Source organism: Marinobacter sp. L-80 (assembly GCF_056859395.1).
In genome coordinates this window covers 1-16,927 of the sequence record NZ_JBSXOI010000047.1, presented here as the reverse complement: position 1 = coordinate 16,927, position 16,927 = coordinate 1, and the positions used below count along the sequence as shown (strand labels likewise).

General features: G+C 57.8%; 9 protein-coding genes. 1 reads left to right on the top strand and 8 read right to left on the bottom strand.

The genetic code is table 11. The features are described from left to right. Window positions 1-8 precede the first annotated feature (8 nt). From AC13E3_RS04840 to AC13E3_RS04820, 5 genes are all read right to left on the bottom strand, one after another. Window positions 9-971 (bottom strand): hypothetical protein, encoded by a 963-nt coding sequence (locus AC13E3_RS04840; protein ID WP_039881919.1) that lies wholly within the window; start codon window positions 969-971, stop codon window positions 9-11. Further along, window positions 968-3,004: a hypothetical protein gene (locus tag AC13E3_RS04835; protein ID WP_405419192.1), complete on the bottom strand. Its 2,037-nt coding sequence runs from the start codon at window positions 3,002-3,004 to the stop codon at window positions 968-970. Before AC13E3_RS04835 ends, AC13E3_RS04840 begins: the two co-directional genes overlap by 4 nt. 57 nt (window positions 3,005-3,061) lie before the next feature. After that, window positions 3,062-12,889, bottom strand: coding sequence for a DUF6603 domain-containing protein (locus AC13E3_RS04830; protein ID WP_482901779.1), 9,828 nt, complete (start codon window positions 12,887-12,889; stop codon window positions 3,062-3,064). Between the two features lies 1 nt (window position 12,890). Beyond that, a complete protein-coding gene (locus AC13E3_RS04825; RefSeq protein ID WP_273071005.1) occupies window positions 12,891-13,487 on the bottom strand; it encodes a hypothetical protein in 597 nt (198 codons plus the stop codon). Between the two features lie 397 nt (window positions 13,488-13,884). Then, window positions 13,885-14,760: a LysR family transcriptional regulator gene (locus tag AC13E3_RS04820; protein ID WP_039881921.1), complete on the bottom strand. Its 876-nt coding sequence runs from the start codon at window positions 14,758-14,760 to the stop codon at window positions 13,885-13,887. A 94-nt stretch (window positions 14,761-14,854) separates the two neighbouring features. Between AC13E3_RS04820 and AC13E3_RS04815 the strand changes: the two genes are divergently transcribed. After that, the gene (locus AC13E3_RS04815) at window positions 14,855-15,355 is read left to right on the top strand and encodes a lactoylglutathione lyase family protein (RefSeq protein WP_008172104.1); all 501 of its coding nucleotides are present in this window, start codon (window positions 14,855-14,857) and stop codon (window positions 15,353-15,355) included. Between the two features lie 52 nt (window positions 15,356-15,407). Here the strand turns inward: AC13E3_RS04815 and AC13E3_RS04810 are convergent, their stop codons facing one another. From AC13E3_RS04810 to AC13E3_RS04800, 3 genes are all read right to left on the bottom strand, one after another. Further along, window positions 15,408-15,944: a GNAT family N-acetyltransferase gene (locus AC13E3_RS04810; protein WP_008172106.1), complete on the bottom strand. Its 537-nt coding sequence runs from the start codon at window positions 15,942-15,944 to the stop codon at window positions 15,408-15,410. Between the two features lie 98 nt (window positions 15,945-16,042). Next, on the bottom strand, window positions 16,043-16,306 hold the full coding sequence (locus AC13E3_RS04805) for a Txe/YoeB family addiction module toxin (RefSeq protein WP_008172108.1): 264 nt from the start codon (window positions 16,304-16,306) through the stop codon (window positions 16,043-16,045). Continuing rightward, the gene (locus tag AC13E3_RS04800) at window positions 16,303-16,545 is read right to left on the bottom strand and encodes a type II toxin-antitoxin system Phd/YefM family antitoxin (RefSeq protein WP_008172109.1); all 243 of its coding nucleotides are present in this window, start codon (window positions 16,543-16,545) and stop codon (window positions 16,303-16,305) included. Before AC13E3_RS04800 ends, AC13E3_RS04805 begins: the two co-directional genes overlap by 4 nt. Between the last annotated feature and the right edge of the window lie 382 nt (window positions 16,546-16,927).

Below are 16,927 nucleotides of genomic sequence, written 5' to 3'. Positions count from 1 at the left end.
GCGCCCCCTCACAGCTTGAATGTGGCGTTAACCATGGGCTCATAAGCCACGGTCGCCCGGAACATGGCAGATATCGGTGGAACCTGAACCTCCCCAAACACCTGCCGCCATGGGAATCGAATTAACTGCAAGGCGTACTCCGCGCTATCCAGACCATCGCCCGCGCCGGTTTCATCATGCTCAGCCAGAGCCGCGGATAGCCGCCGAATATCAACAACACCGGATGACCCCACGCGAAACGGCACATCTATGTCCTCCACGTCGAGGTAGCTGAAGTCGCTCTTCCTGCGGGGAGTCAGCGTTGCTGAGCGTTGGTTACCGTTATCCTCGTGTTTGAAGCCAAACTGGACGCCCTGGCGCGGTTCCTCCAGGTGAACAACTTTGGGAACACCATCAAACAGGCAGAGCAAAACGGCGGGGGCCAACCTTTCCAGACGCAGCAGCCGGATTCGTCGGGGATCGTCCTCTTCGAACCGGGCTTCGTCGCCCTCCTCCGGGTCTACATCAAAAGCCCGAACATGCATGCCCGGCCACCCGGATACGGCGGCGGAGCGAAGCAGAAATCCGGTAATGGGACCCGTTTGCCCAGTCAGACGTGGGGCGAGCGTGCGACGACGTACGTTGCGCTCTTCGGTATCCAGTTCGGCGCGGATGGCGTTGTATTGGGCATCCAGTTGGATGCGGTCGTCACTATTCACCGTGCCAACGCTGAGCGCGCCCTGGACCAACGCATCCGTCCAACGCCGATCCATGTAAAACCAGCGAATCGATTCTTGCGGGAGTAGTTCGGAGTCCGCCACCAGATTGGCAAATGGAACCCCGTTGAGCAGCCGCAAGCTGACTAACCAGTTCCTCAGCTCCGCGGGCATCGCGGTGTTTTGGTCAATCCTGAATTCGCTGAGCGGAGCCCGTGCGGTTTTTTCCAGCTCCTGGCCGAGGTTTTCGAGGATGTCCTGGTTTTTGTTGATCATGACTCGTCCTCATCCGTGAAATCTCTGGGGCGGTCCCGCAGGATCACATCCAGATTGTCATTCAAGCCCTCTCTGATCAGGCGATCTGTGACCGGAAATGCAGGGCCGGTCAGGTGTTCGTTGATCAGTTCATTCGACAGCGTGCTGGACACCAGATCGACACGCTGCCGGTCCAGATCCGCCTCCAGGGTGTCCCGCAAATCGACTTTGCCCAGTTCACGTGTAAGCAGGTCTTCTTTGGGCACTTGGACACCCCGCAAACCCTCGAAAACTTTGTTCAGGTCGCCGACGAATAAGGCCGGCGGCAGCCCCAACCCCCGAGCAAGCACGGTGGTGGGCTGACCATTGAATTCCAGAGGCCGTCCCGGTCCGACTTGGGGCATTGGATTTCCCAGAAACTTTTCAGGGGTTCTCACAACAGCATCGGCAAAGAAACGCCCTGAAAGCCGGCCCAGATGGCGGATGTCGATTTGATCAATGCTTGCCCCGAGCACCTCCTCCCAGAGAGTTCTGTTTTTTATGAGCAGGGACTTCAGTCGGGCAGCGTGATAGTCGTTTTGTCGCCACCGCATCAACGAAGCGATGATTGACGGTTGAGACAGTGTGAGAAGACGGCCCGTTTCAAAGGCAGTGGCCAGTGACAGATCTTCTCGGCCATCCGGTATAACCACTCGGAGCTGATCTGAACTATGTGCCAGTTTCAGTCGATCAGCACTGGAATTTCGGGTGGGATGCGGCACCAGCGGTCCTCTGTACCAGGACCGTACCTTGTCACCCTCACGGGTTTGGTGGCCCAGACCGACATGCCCACTTTCGGCAACCTCCAGAGGCAGGCGGCCACTCACGGATTTCTGACCTGGCCCAACATCGCCAAGCAGGCGGGAGTCCAGGTTTTCCATCAATGATCGGAAGGTGGTGTCGCCGGTCGTGGTGAAACTCCAGTGCAGTAAAACCGGGAACCGATATTCGGGGTCCAAAGGCAGGGCCTCGAAGGTTTGAATCACCCGAAAGGGCTCGGCCATATTGAGAGCAATGTCTGCCGAAGTGGAGCCTTTGGACTTTTTGATGGCCCAGGTACCGGAGCCGGAATATGGGACCGCGCCGGCCGTTGCCGCAGCGCCGGACTTGAATTGTGTCGACCGGGAGCCTTTGACGCCCGGCGCCAGAGGCACCGGCTGAGTCAGATTCTGAAGGTCGCCGGCATTGATTCCCGCAGCTCGTGGAGCCAGAGCCGTGCCCATCACCTGATGGTCGTCGTAACTGGCCATACTCTGGTGAACGGTACTCTTGACCATGAAAGGTGTAACGAACGACGGCACCGGATCCGGGGACCGGTCCAACAGCACATCGTATTGGCCCTCAAGATTCACCAGGCAGGCCAGATACTTCACCGGGGCATCATTGCCGTCTTCGTCCTTGCCCGGCACAGGCAGACGGTTGCTGATGACAACGGCAAGAAACCCGTCATCATCCCCCATCATCAGTTCGGTATCGTGGATGTCCACTTCCCGGGCATGAGCCAGCAGGTCAACGTCGTTTTTGGTGGGAAAAACCTTATCGATGATTGATTTTCTGATGGCCAGACAGTTGCCCTTGGCGACTTCTTTTAATCCATCGAGTTCAACACCCGCGGTTACACAATTCGCGACATCAACGCTGGTTTCCAGCCTGGCTTCCCCTTCGGCGATGAGCACAAGTGCCAACCAGGGTGTATTGGCGGGTGCACCGTCAAGGCGGCGCTCCCAGGGCAGAGTCCGCCTTTTGATGACCACCTGTGGCAGGCGGCTGCCATAGCTACCAAAGGAATTGGCCGGTGGATAGGTCGACAGAATCTGATCAGGCGGCAGGATGTAGCGCGGCGACCGAATCCTGAGGTGAATATTCTCCTCGTCCACCTTCAGCGCACTGGCATCCAGACTGGCCTCCGGCGTTTGCGCTGAGAATTTCTGGTTGGCCCTTATACGCCACAGTCCCGCCTCAAGAGGCGGATTCAGTTTGGCGTAGAGCTTGAATTTTCCTTCACCAACAGGCATCGCTTGCTTCCTTCTTGCTATCCTCTTTCGCCGGTCTCTGCGTGGATCTGCCCGGCGTTAATCGTCCTGTGCCGGCACCCATTCGATTTCACAGTTGCTGCCGCCAACGGCGCGCAGCCTTGAAACCGTTGCGGGCAATCCCTTTTCCGCAATCAATTCGGCCATCGCCTCAGCCGAGGCGACCGCCCCAATCATTCCCGCAATTTCACGGGCGCCGCCCTGCAGGGCCCGAACGGAAACACCGGAATAACCGGCAAGGGAATTGATTTCAAACAGCAGCACCGAGCGCGCCCCTGCCTGAACAACCACCGGCTGAACCGGCTGCCTGAGGTGCCGTGCACCGTGCAGCTCTATTTCCACATCACTGGCAGACCGACCCTCACCGGCTTTCAGAATCACACCAACACAGGTAACCGTGTGATCAAACCGGGTAGACACGGCAGCCGCACCACGCACCACATTCTGGGCCAGATGCCACCCCACGGAGGCTCTTCCGGCTGTGCCGTTCAGCGACAGAACGCATCCGGCCCCCAGCGCTGATCGACCGGTCAGGCGAACCAGTCTGGATTGATCGTGCCAGCCCACAATTCTCAGACCAGTGGCGCGACCATCGCCTCCACCACTGGCCTGCACGGCAATTGTCGCAGTGTGTTTCGGAACGGCGATCTGACGATCCTGAACCTGCTCATCGGCAACCACAGCACCATTGCCCAATAACATGACCACTCGTGCCGCGCCGGTGATCTTGAGTTCAGGCCGGGTATCTTCCCCATCAATTGCGGCATCCGGAGATCGCATGGTGACTATATCTCCCGGGCGCAGTTTGCTACCGGGCGCCTGGGGGACCGGTCCAGCTCCTGTTCCGAGGCCCTTCACATAGGCGGCCCCCGCACCCGAGCCAACCCGGCCGCCGAGATACGTCTGGCTGGCGCTGGTAACGCTGGTGCGAGGTACAGAGCCACGAACAACGACCGTCAGATCGTTGAAGCTGGACGGAGCATGGGTTGTGTTTAGTTTGATCGGCAGACTGCGGCCCAGTCGGCCGCGAACGGATTCGGTGGACGGTGCCGGACGGCGCTTGATGCGTTTATCCGCAACGGTTGTGGTCGCATCCCGCAAGGCTACGCCCGCCCCGTTGCTCATGAATCCGGTCACGAACGGCTTCGTTGGTTTGATGACCCGGGGGCTCTCATCCAGAGACATGAAGGCGGTCGAACCGTTGCTGGCATTCGACGCCTCCAGGCCATCCATCAGTGTGCCAAACATGGGTGGCGCGGTGCGGGAGCTCTCGTAGATAGCCTGCGCTTTGGCACTGCGCTGCCCTGTGGCCAGAAGCCCCTCGGGTAACGCGCCGGTGCCGTCCGCAAACAGATACTTCCGGGCTTCAATAAAGGCTTCATCAATGCTCGCGCTCTCGGCAACAACTCCCAAAGCGGTGGCCCGGTTCAGGTTGTCGGCCCGCAACGTACCGGCGGCAGACAACGGAAGTGGGCGCCGGCCTGCTTCAACCCGGTAGTAATCGATTTCCGGGCCGGTTTGCGAACTCATGTCCGCCTCGGCAACCATCTTTAACCGGCTGCCAGCGAAAATAACGTCGCCTTTCGGAATGGGACTGGAGGGTTGCTCGGGATCTTCTGGCGGCCCCCAAACACCGATCGGGAAGGCTTCCAGGCCATAGGTAGGACCTTCCTCGGCAGTCTTTTCGTCCTTCATGCCCTCCACCAAGGGGCGCAGGTCCGAGGTGCGATCCGTCCATGTGTTTCCAACCCTGCGCTCAAGGCGAATTTCCAACTCACCCTTCAACCCGGCGGCGTTCATTGGGCTCAGCCCCATCGCTACCGCGGCGCCACTCGGCAATTTGGGCGTAATGTCCTTGTCGATGGCCGGGTTGTTGAAGTCAAACCGGGTGACCGGGCCGGTTGCGACAACCGACACTTCGAACTCTGCGAAGACTTCGAAGGGCCGCTCATAACTACCGTCACTGGAGGGTGCCGAGGTTTCACCCTCCGTGGACGCGGGCAATGCCCCCTTACCCGCTGCCCCCGAGAGCGTCCGCGCCCGGCCCGGCGAGGTTTCTTCCAGATACTTGGGTACGAACTCATCCCAACCCACGAATATGCCGCGAATCTCGCGGGAACTGCCGAACTTCACCTTGATGTCGCAAGGACCTACTTCGATGGTCGCCTTGCCCCGGAAATCAGGCCCCTCGACCTCAATGCGAGCACCAAGACTGATGCTGATTCGAATGGTACCCAGGAAGGTTTTTATCTTCACACCGGCGGAAATGCGGGCGTAGGCGTCCGCCATGAAGTAGAACGGATCGAAATAGACAATGGCATTCGCACCAAAGGCTATGCGGGCCCAGGCGAAGCCAAAGTCGGCACTGACCTCCACTTCCACCCCTGCCATCAAGGCTTCTGATGTGAGGGCAAAGTAAGAGCCACCCTTGATCACAATGGCGTTGGACACCCGCCATTGCAGGCCCAACCTGGCAACAATCGGATACCCGTCACGCTGAAAGCTGGGATGATAGCCACCCAAGGTCAGAACAAACTGGCCCGCATTGGGGCCGAGCCACCAGGTAGCAAAAGCAAAGCCCCCCGTCAGTCGGACTTCGGGGTACAACAGCCAGCTATTGTCGGTAAGCTGCGCCTGAATCAGGAACAGCCCCTCCGAGGACGAGAACCGGGCTAGCAACCCCAGCTCAATGGATACCAGTGCGGCCTGGGGCCTGGGCAAAGCCATTCGAGCCAGACCAAAGAGATTGAGTTCCAACCCGTTGCCCACGGAAACCGACAACACCGCGACACCGTCCACCAGAGAAAAGCTGGTAAAACTGATGCCGGCGGCAAACCAGAAGTTACCCGGCTCCGGAGGGAAGTATTCGGCAAGCTTTCGCAACTCCTCCAATGGATCGGAGGACACGCTCGCCGCGGGATCCAGAGCCTTGATGAAGGGGTATTCGCCAAACTTTGACAGGTCATCCGGAACGCGTAGCCCCCGTTTGATACCCAGACCGCCCCCAATACCAGTCAGGAAGAAGGCGGGAGGACCACCAATGGGGCCTTGAATGGCACCGAATACAAAGAACGAAGGCAGCCCTTTGTCGTCGCTGTATCCGCCGAACAAGGAGAGTCCATACACCCCGAAGCGACCCATCAGCATTCCGACGTAGCCGATCTGTCCCTCCAGGTCTGTTTTCAGAAGACCACCAGCGATAGACAGACCACTGAAGTCCCCGGAAACACCCAGGCCTTTCAAATCGACCGCCCAGTTGGTCAACTCGAAAACGTCCCCACCGAGCCAGTGCAGGCCAAGCTCCTCAACCGATGCCGTTAGCCCGAACAGTGAGACGCGCGCATCGAACAGCAGCGAAATCCCGGTAACGGACCCATCAACTTCGGTGACATCAAAACCGAATTGCTCGAGATAAAGCGGGCCTAACTGTCTCTGGATCGCCAGCCACCAGGGGCCAGGCGGATCCCCTGCCCGCAATGAAATGCCAAGGTCGCCGCCCGGGTTCTTCTGAATCGCCAACGCCGGGCTGAAGGCAGGACGGGCCGAGGGCGACGCATCGTTTCCGGCGTCGCTCATGATGTTATTGGCAACCGCATTGTCGCCGCCAGCCGCCGAGGGCACGATGGCCAGCCCATCAAGCTGAACCTGAACGCCGCCACCTAACCCTGCCGGCACCGCCTCGCCGTATAAATGAACGCCGATGGCGTCGATACTCATAATACCCAGGTTCAGCAAAGGCCCTGCATTTTTGCCAACGCGAACGCCCAGACCAGCGATGGAGAAACCCGCATTCAGTTGAAAATCGCTGCCGACCTTTTCAACGAGCAAGATCGACAAACCCGGCGCGATTCCGGGCGACGTCACCCAGTTGGCGACCACTTCGAGATCCACCGTCGGGTCGCTGCCGCCGAGCGAAATACGCTCGCCCGGGGGCAAAGACACGAAGATGCCTGCAAGATCGCCGTTGCGGGTGAAGCCGACATCCACTTTGCCATCAATGGTAATTTTCAGGTTGTGGTCGGCCAGGTTGAAGCCGAGCTGGAACAGGCGCTTCAACAATGCTTCCGGGTCGACGATGTCGTCAAACAAAGTGGGATCAAGAGTTGGTGTGCCACCGGTGAACAGGACATCCTGCAGGGCATCAACCGCATCCGCTCCCAATGTACCAAGTGCTTCCAAGGTGACACCCGCTGCCATGGAAACAGCCTGGGACAGGAGCGCCAGGGCCACAGCTGCGGGCTCGCTGTCTTCTGTTTCACCGGACGGCGACTCTTCAACAACAACCACCCGCGGCGGCGTCTGATTCAAAGCCCACCGGAACTGAACGGACTGGTCACCCGCACCATCGGTGACGAGACCAAGGGCGGCCATTCGGGAGAAACCGGCGCCGGACACGCCGGCTTCAATTTTCGCTACAGGGCGAAGAATCAAACCATTGCCAACGTCGAATCCGCTTGCCACATAGGAAACAGCAACGGCAACGCCGCTCGCGCTGAGTCGCACCCGGTCGAATCCGACCGTTCCGACATCCGCTATCGAAAGAGCCGCGGCCAGTTCAATGGCAGGGCCCGTGGGGCTGGCATCCAGAGTGATCTCCACAGGATCCGTGCTACCCAGTGACAGTCGACAGATTCCCGTCGCAGGCGTCGATGTCGAAACGACAGTACCCGCAGGGTCGAGAGCATTGGCCAACTGCGAAATTGCGGTAACAACCAGATTGGGCAGGCGGGATAAAAGTACCCCGGCGGGGTCTGCGGCAAAGGTCTGAATTCTGGCGTCGGCAAACTGATTGGATTCCAGAAGATCCAATGCGCTACCCAACTCAAACACTGCCGTAGCCACATTTTTTTGCAGCGACGGCGTCGGGTTGGCCCTTTCGGCAATCAATGCGTTAAGCGCGACCGGGATGGCCATACCTGCTCCAGTCGCCAGAAGTGATCCCAGGCCCGGTCCCGAAGGGTAAATCTGCATGGGCGCTGCAGGGGCAGCCCGCAAGAGGTCGATGCGAATGTCTGGCGATAGGGAGATAGCAACGCCCTTCCCATCAAAGGTCGCCGAACTGGAAACGAGGGTGCTAATCGAGCCGTTGGTGGCTATGGACAGGCCGCCGCCCAGGCTGATGATGACCGGAGTCGCGCCCAATGAATGACTTGTTTCGATGGCGACGGCTACATTCAGTCGTTCTGAGGCCACCCCGTAGGTTACGGACACCTCATTACTGAAATCGAATCCGCCTCCGGTGAAGCCGGGTATCAACAACTGGCCGAGCGCATCGAACGCCTGAATCGCCTGGCCAAACGGGTCGGCCTTCCAGGGTGCAGCGCCTGTCTTCAGCCAACCCACCGGGTCCATAAACAACGCCCAGGGCAGCAACACCCTGCGTGAGGGCAGTTCAGAAGGCGGCGCCAGCAAATCCAGGCCATCCATTATCACCTCAATGGCGACCCTCGCATCGTCAGAAGCGGTTTCGCGGAGGTGATCAACCAATCCCGCCAGAAGCGTTGACGGGATGAACCCCGCTCCCAGTTTCGCCAGGGCGGCCTGCTCGGAAGTGCTTAGCGATGACAGAAGATTGATTGACGTCGCGGACAATGAACCAGGAGTTTGCCAGGCAATAGTCAGGGCGGGTGAAACTCCACCCGTTGCTGCACTGGCTACAAGCCGAAGACCACCCACATCCGGCTCGATTGCGCCGATGGAGCCGGAGATGGAGGCCGAGGATGCCGAAGCAAATAGCGTCAGGCCCAGTGGAACAAGGTCTGCCGCCACATGGTTTACGTCCAGAGCAAAGGCGCGGGAGTTCAGATCGACGGCAATGGTTGCCGCATCGAGTGCCCAGGATATCTCGGCGCCTGCGCCACCAAATCCGCCAAGCGCCCTTAGTGCGCCGGCAAGGTTGGCCGGAGATGCATCTACCGCCGCGTTGATTGCGGCACTGGTATCCAGAATAAGCTGATCAAAACCTTCCGGATCATAACCACCTCCGGCAACCAGCCCGATGTCGGCAAGCAGTTGGCTGAGATCCGGAGATGCCGCAGCCAAGCGCCCCACAACTTCGGCCAGAATCAAATGAACCTCAGACGTGGGCAAGCTCGGCGAGGCTACACCAGCCCCGCTTTCAATCACCCACTGGTCCCGCCGCACCCCGAAGCAGTTGGCCTCGTGCAGAACTATCCGGGCGCCAGATACCCGCGTGCTACCGGCCAAGGGCAGGTACAACCGGGCAGATACCCAGCGCACCTCAATGTCGTTCTGGCCGGCGCCCGGGCCACCAACAAGCCAACCATCCTGAACGCCGAAATGCAGATCCACGATGACCTGCCTATCTGTTTGCACCTCAAAGCCATCGCCACCGGGGCCTCGATCGCAGGTCGCCAGTTCCAGGATGGCCCCCGCCCCGAGGAAGACGCCGCCGAGATTGGCATCAATAACTGGCAGATCCACACCGGCGTGCAGTTTGGTTGGTGGCGTTGCCGGAGGCTCATAGGTTTCGTGGCGGTAGGCAATGGCACCGGCAACGGTTGCAGCAAGACCGGCTTCCAGGGCTTCGGCGTCAAGGGCGCCGAATACCGCGTCTACCGGAAGGCCGGACCGGATCGCTTGCTGGTCCGCCCGCAAAAGCTCATCAAGGCTGTCGGGTGTTAAACCGGCGGCCCGGGACGCCCGCTCAAGAACATAGCCAAACTGCAAGAGGGCGTTGGATTCTCCGGCAATCTCCTCTTCGTTAATCGTCTCGGGCTCTGGTCGCTGGAGCTGCAAGAGGAGCCGCAACGCGTCGCCGCTCAACCCCGACAACAAGCCATTCAGGGAAACCGGCGCCCAGGGCGCGCCTACCGTTACCACCCGATCAATCGAAGTGATCGTACTTGCCGCCTTGATGGCAGCCGCCCCGGCGGAACCGAAGGCAACAACCGTTATGGGCGTGGCCCGATCCTGCAACACCTCGATCAGGCGCTGGCATTGCTCGTCTATGGCACCACGATCAGGTCTCGCTGCCGCGGCTGTTGTTGGATTCGGCAGGCAGATGGACCAGTGTCCGTTGGCGGACGCCGGAACGCCGGGTCCGCTGACCTCTCCCCGAACATCCAGGCTGTCGCTTCCGAAACAGGTACTCCAGAGGTCCTCACAGCCCACGTAAACCACAGAGTCAGGTGCGCTTCCGAAGGCTTCCTGCGGCAACAGGTTGATGGCACCGAATGCCACCAGTTCACGATAGCTCAAGCCTCCAATGTCGATGCCATTCACACCGGTTGGCAGCGAGGCTGGGCGGCCGATCAGGCCGTCGGTACCGGTGAAGCGATCAATTAACGCCTGAAACCCCTCGTCCAGGCGGTTCCGGCCCGTCATCAGATCGGCGAGCTCCGGAAGCTCCGTACCTGCCGTCCGAATCGCTTCTGCAATGGAGGCCAACTCCGTCGGCTCGCTGGAATCGAAATTGCCAGCTGGAGGTTGATACCGCCCGCGGTGGATGTCGCAGCCAGGGTCCAGCCACACCGCAACGCCCGGCGCCCTGGAGTCTGCGGCAATGGCGGCTCGATACGGCGTGCGTTCATTGCCATTGCCCAGCGGTGCCCACTGGCGGAAGCCGCTGAAAAGGTATGAGAGCGGGCTCATCGCCACCCGAACATTGCTGCAATTCAGTACCAGATCACCCATCCAGGATTTCAGAGCAGCTTCCGGGTCGCTCAAAAGCTGCTCAATGGATAGACGAGCTCCCTCGCCGTTCCAGCCAATCAGGTCCGTAAGCGCGGTGATAATCGGCGAGCCCAGTCGCCGAAGCAACGCGGCCACCGAGTTTTCGATGCCCCCCCAATCCGCGCTAAAGCGGACCGTGCCATCGCTGCTGAACTCAGGCAGCGGCAACGGAACTTCGATGGTTGAACTGTCGGATGCATCGACGGCTTCAACTTCGACTGACAGGTCTGGCGCATCCACACGCACGGCAAAGCCCGTTGAAGCCCCCCAAACCACCGAGGCACCGATCGACCGGGCCGAGACATCAACCTGCCCCATATCCAGCCTGAGATCAGATCCATCGGCTTCCCGCAGCCGGGTGCCAGCGTTAATTCGGCTCAGGAACTCCGCACTCGGCGCCGAAAAATTCAGCCGCAACAACCTTGCGCTGACAAAAACGTCTGATCGCTTGTCGTCCAGAACAGTGTTTTCGAGGCGAGCTTCCAAATCAAAATTGATCCAATCACCGTCGATCGAAACCTCAAGCGCTACAGGGTCCAGATCAATGCTCCAGGGATCCGCTGCCGTCCCGGCGCCCGAAACACTGGTTGAGTTACCGGTGATGAGTTCCTGGGTTGACGTTAAAACAACCGCCATGGCTGCCGGCGAGGCAACGAGTGAATTCCAGTAGGCGGCCGTTTTACCCAGAGGGTCGGTCAGGAGTTCGATCGCCGAAGGGCCGGAGATACCGGTGGGCGGATCAAGCCCCAGCAGTTGGGAACAGATCTCGCCGGGGCGACCCAGAGTGGCCAATGCAGAAACCAAAGCACCGTCGACCAGGCTCTCGGCGGCGTCCAGCGCGGCATCGGGAGACGACAGATCCAATAGCTCATGATTGGTGCCGCCGAGCGTGACGTTGTGAGCCGTCAATGCAAAAGCCGGTTTTCCGCCGGTCAGAGTAATACCGGTTTTGATTGACCCAATTGCCGGGTCGCCCGCAAGCAGTGGCGACCCCATGCCCGCTACCTGCCCGAATACAGCAAGAAGCGACAAATTCGGCACGGCTTTGATACTGCCATCCAGGGTTGCCAGCGTAAGCAGGTCCACCTGCGCCTTCACTTCCGCCCCGGCCTGAGGTCTGAGCGAACCTTCCAGCCAGGGCGTGATGATCAATCCCCCGGCAGCTGACGACGCCACACGTAAACCAACGGCTCCGGCCAATGATCCGTCACTGAACTCAATGGCGCTTCGGCCAGAATTGACAGTACCGCCGAGCAGCGTGGCCCACTGGCCGAGCCAGGCATTGCGAGCGGGTGCGGAAGAAAGGATGGATTCAATCCAGCCGGTCAGCGCAGACACGCCATTTGTAATCAGTGACTCCAGCGGAAATGGTGGAATATTCGGAACAGATCTTAATCCCGCCAAACCGGTGAGCGCCGCAAACGGAGCGGTCGCCGCATTGGTGGTATCGAGCGCCTCGGCCTGGGCCTGAATCAGGCCCGTCATGAATTCCAGAAAATCGGAGCTCAGCTCGTTAATGTTATCCACGGTGAGCTCAAAATCCCTGGGCGCATTGGTGCCAGGGAGCTGAAGCCGTTCAAAACCGAGACTGAATTCCAGATCATCAGAGGGGCTGGTTGGAACGTCCACACCCACGGATACGGCGCCAATGTATAGGTCCCCTGGCGCAGGGGCATCGTTGGAAATAATGACTTTGATGGCTAATTCGATGTGCGCGTCGTCCCGACCCAACACCAGCCAATCGGGTTGCGCCCCGGAAATGTCCAGCGCTCCAGCGCCTTCCCGTTCGAACTGGAATACCGGAACATAGGCACTTACAGAGATTGCGGGCACTGAGCTAGCGCTGTCGTATTCGATGCCAAATCCGACTCTGGCGCCGTTGTCGGCCTCCTCCACCACTACGAAAACAGTCGCACCGGAGTCGCTGAAAAGCGGGACCCAGATAGCGCCCCCTTGCTCTTCCCTGTCCGGTGCTCCCAGCACGTCATCAACAAAAGCGATCAATGCCTCTCGCTGCTCGTCGAGGTACATCATCGAACTGAGGCCGCGCTTGCTACCGTTGGGATTGCCTAACGGGTCCTGGAACCAGTCACCCTGTAGTTCACCGTCTCGGGTCAGGCCAACTGCTTCCGCCAGTGTGCCAAAAACGTCCAGATTCTGGTCAGCACCCATGTCAGACTCCCGGCATCAGTGAAAACCGGGCAACAGGTTGCACCAGCATTTTGTTCGGAGCAGCGGCGATCGCGCCAGGAACCAGCGGCAAACCACGCTTGTCGTTGCCAACCTCGGCGCAGAACACGGAAGCGACTTCCAGCACGGACTCCCAGGCGAACGCCTGAATCGCGTCCCGCCAGGCCAATATAAGTTCTTCCGGGCCCTCGAGGTCTTCGAACGTGGACATAACAAGGCCGCTTGGCGACTGTTTGGTGCCAACGCCAATCGGTACCGGAATACTGAGCTTTCCATGCTCTTCGCATTCCGCGCTCACCGTTACCGTGATAACGCCGCTGGAGAATTGAATACGGGTTTGGTCACTGTGGATGAGCAACTCGCTGTCGCCTTTGGTCCAGACAACCAGGGGTGTGCTTTTTCGCGGCAAATCGAGAACCAGTCGAACCACTTCCGAAAGCACACGCTGGGCGTCTTTACCGGGAACAGTCAGCAGGTCTGGTGACAGGTCACCGACATCAAGCAGAACATCAGCATCGATGCGGTTTAGCCAATCGAATTGGGAGAAGTCGACGGTGATAAAGCGGGCGAAATTTGCCATAGCGATCCCTCGCAGCGAATGCCTTGCGCAGGTTTCGAGACCGGCAGGAAAAACATCCTTCTTTCCCGTGGTAGCCGGACTGCAGCATCAAAACCCTGTTGCGTAGATTCAGGCCATAGGCCCCGGAAACAGCAAACAGCGTCATGAATTCAAGCTATGACATAAGGGAGTATAGGCAGGGTGAAGGAGGGTGCAAAAAAATTGGATAAATTTTAATCAAATGAGCCGATTAATCATACATATCATGAGTATCGGATCATGATTAACGGGCTTTCAAGGCCCCGGAATACCCGCTTCGGCGTTGGTCAAGAAAGGTCGCAGGTACGTCAAATCAGGCATGCGCCTTCCAAAATAATGTGAAAATCTGGTGACTGCGCAGAGTCATTCAAAACCTGCCTCAACCATTCAGCCACCGCTTGGCCTCAGCTATCACAGTATTCATTCTCGCCTGAAGTGATCGATTCCGGGGAACGCTGAGATACAACGTTTCGCTGACCGGGTGAGAGAGACGATGAGCTTTGATGCCCTCAGACTTTTCAAAGGCCTCAACGGCATGTGCTGGTAAAACAGCAAAGCCCAGCCCCAGGCTGACCGGCTCCAGGATCAAACCGATCTGGTTCGAGAACCCCTTTCTGGGAAACAGGCTACTGTGCTGAAACTCGGTGTAATTGGCACCAAGAAGCAAGCCGGCGTGATGACTTCCATCAGGGTGGTCGATAAACCCGAGGGTCATCAACGTCTCCCAATCCGGTTCTTCGACCGTAGCAGGTGTTACCAACAGCAGTGATTCTTGCGCGATGGGCGTACAACTCACTTCCGCCAGGGTAGATTTTGCCGTCATGAATCCGATATCAACAGTGGATTCGGCGATTGCCTTTTCCACATCAGGATTCGGCGCAAACCGGTAATCAATAATGAGCTTCGGGTGCTTGCTCTGCAGCGACAACAAATGAGGATACAGCTTCAGCCCCACACTTCCCGGAGACATAAGCCGCACAGTTCCCTCATAGGGCGGGTCCTCACCAACTGTTTGCTCAAGATTCGACAACGCCAGGAGAATGTCCTGCGCCTCGGCATAAAGCTTTTCGCCGGCACCCGAAAGCGAAAATTGTTTCCCCTGTCTGACGAGCAATTCCGTACCAAGCTGCTCCTCAAGCTTACGCACATGCTGACTTACCCCCGATTGTGTCATGTGGAGACGTTCGGCTGTGCGGGTGAAATGTCCCACTTCAACCAGCGTGCAAAACGAGCGTAACCAGGTGGTATTTATCATTACTTTTCGTAATCTTTTAAAGAATAAATGATAATTTTAACTGATAAACACCAGCATGTAACCTGCTCTCAGTCTCACTAAAGGAGGACAGGCAATGAGCAACGTGTACCCAAGAAATTTCTCGCACATCGGCATATCCGTGCCGGACCTTGAGCAAGCCGTGAAGTTCTACACAGAGGTTATGGGTTGGTATTTGATTATGGAACCAACCGAGATCGAAGAGGACGAAAGCGCCATTGGGGAGATGTGCACCGATGTTTTCGGTGCCGGCTGGGGAAGCTTCCGTATTGCTCATTTATCGACGGGCGACAGAATCGGTGTGGAGCTTTTTCAATTTAAAAACCAGACCAACCCGGAAGACAATTTCGAGTACTGGAAAACCGGCATCTTTCACTTTTGTGTGCAAGACCCGAACGTCGAGGAATTGGCTGACCGTATTTTGGCTGCTGGCGGGAAAAAACGCATGGAGAAGCCGCGCTACTATTATCCCGGCGAGAAGCCCTACCGGATGATCTATATGGAAGACCCGTTTGGCAACATTTTAGAGATCTATAGCCACAGCTATGAGTTGATATACAGCGAGGGTGCCTACTGATAAAGGCCAGAACAGTTCAAGGGGGCTTTCCGAGGCGGAGAGCCTCCTGGATTTACCAATACTGAGGATCGTTGAATGCCTCAACGCAACACGCCTGCCCCAGTGGGAGTTTAATACTGCCGCCATCCAACGACTGCCCCAGCCACCCCTCTGGATGGGTTAATTTAAATGGCGCTTCCGCAACCTCTTGAGGTACGTGTTCGAAACCCGCTTTTGAATAGTAGTTCGGATCACCATAGGTGAAAATGAGTTCGACACCCCGTTCACGCAAGTGCTCAATGCCAAAATTAATCAGTTTTTGACCAACGCCTTTCCCCTGATGGTCCGTATCAACGGCTACCGGTGACAACATAAAAGCGTTTACGCGGGAACCGAACGACAATCTCGTGAAAAAGATACACCCGACTATCTGCCCTTGCTCGGTAGCGATGAACCCGAACATGTCATCGGTTTCGGTCCCGTTCATCAACTCATGCACCAGATGGCCAATCAGCTTTTCCTCGGACTCACCTTCCGAATCAGAGAATGTCCGGGTAAACAGGACCTCGATTTCCTGACGATCAGACTCGCTAGACTTCGAGAATTTCATGGCTTGAAAACCCTATTGAGTTCCTTGAAGAACAGGCCGTTTTTATACATAACGGGAAGCAGTGGAAAAATTGTCCGGCGACAGCGGCTGGCTATGGATTATTCGTAGTGGCTCCAGAGCCTGAGGACTTTCACCACTTGCTCGTCCTCTAGCACTTGGTAGACCAGACGGTGCTGAATATTGATTCGGCGTGAATAGGCTCCCGAAAGATCACCTATGAGCTTCTCAAGCGGAGGGGGCTTGCGGTATGGATCTTCTGCTATAAGCGCCAACACTTCCTGGGCTTTTGGTTTGAGACCGCTGAAGGCCAGCTTTTTTGCATCTTTCTGGGCTTGCTTGGTGTAAACCAACTTCCATGTCACCAGTCCAGCTCCTCATCGCATTCATCCTCGGGGGTATCCATCCCCTCACGAATAGACTCCCGCATACCAGGCACGGAGAGCAGGTAAAGCGTTTCCTGAATTGCAGACCAGTCTTCCTCGGAAACCAGGACGGCTTTGTTCCGCTTACCCATGATGACGATTGGTTGGTGGGACTCGGCGGTCTCGTCGATCAACCGATATAGGTTGCTGCGCGCCTCAGTTGCTGTGATTCCGGTCATGACGCACCTCTTGCGTGTTCAACTTTTCACCAAGTGTACGCTTTTGGGTACGTACGTCAAGACGAACGTCATCTATAATCGGGATAGGGAGGCACCTCACGATGCCCCTCCTCCCACATCACCGGGCATACGGATCACGTACCACGGCGATTCAGTGACTTGACTCAACCCGTTACCGCACTGCCAGTTCCGGCAGTCCATAGCTCCGAAACAACCGGGCCGGTAAGGCTTGCCGCAGTGCTGCATATTCCGGCCCATCGTGACCGCCCATTCCGTTTGAACGTGACCGCCTGTTCCGGTTGATCGTGACCGCTCATTCCGTTTTATCGTGACCGATTTTGGACGTTTTTCCGGAATCGCTGGTCACGATGCCGGAATCCCC

Bases quoted from the DNA above. Each gene is read 5' to 3' on its own strand.
- AC13E3_RS04840 (WP_039881919.1), bottom strand. From the start codon at position 971: ATGATCAACAAAAACCAGGACATCCTCGAAAACCTCGGCCAGGAGCTG.
- AC13E3_RS04835 (WP_405419192.1), bottom strand. From the start codon at position 3,004: ATGCCTGTTGGTGAAGGAAAATTCAAGCTCTACGCCAAACTGAATCCG.
- AC13E3_RS04830 (WP_482901779.1), bottom strand. From the start codon at position 12,889: ATGGGTGCTGACCAGAATCTGGACGTTTTTGGCACACTGGCGGAAGCA.
- AC13E3_RS04825 (WP_273071005.1), bottom strand. From the start codon at position 13,487: ATGGCAAATTTCGCCCGCTTTATCACCGTCGACTTCTCCCAATTCGAT.
- AC13E3_RS04820 (WP_039881921.1), bottom strand. From the start codon at position 14,760: ATGATAAATACCACCTGGTTACGCTCGTTTTGCACGCTGGTTGAAGTG.
- AC13E3_RS04815 (WP_008172104.1), top strand. From the start codon at position 14,855: ATGAGCAACGTGTACCCAAGAAATTTCTCGCACATCGGCATATCCGTG.
- AC13E3_RS04810 (WP_008172106.1), bottom strand. From the start codon at position 15,944: ATGAAATTCTCGAAGTCTAGCGAGTCTGATCGTCAGGAAATCGAGGTC.
- AC13E3_RS04800 (WP_008172109.1), bottom strand. From the start codon at position 16,545: ATGACCGGAATCACAGCAACTGAGGCGCGCAGCAACCTATATCGGTTG.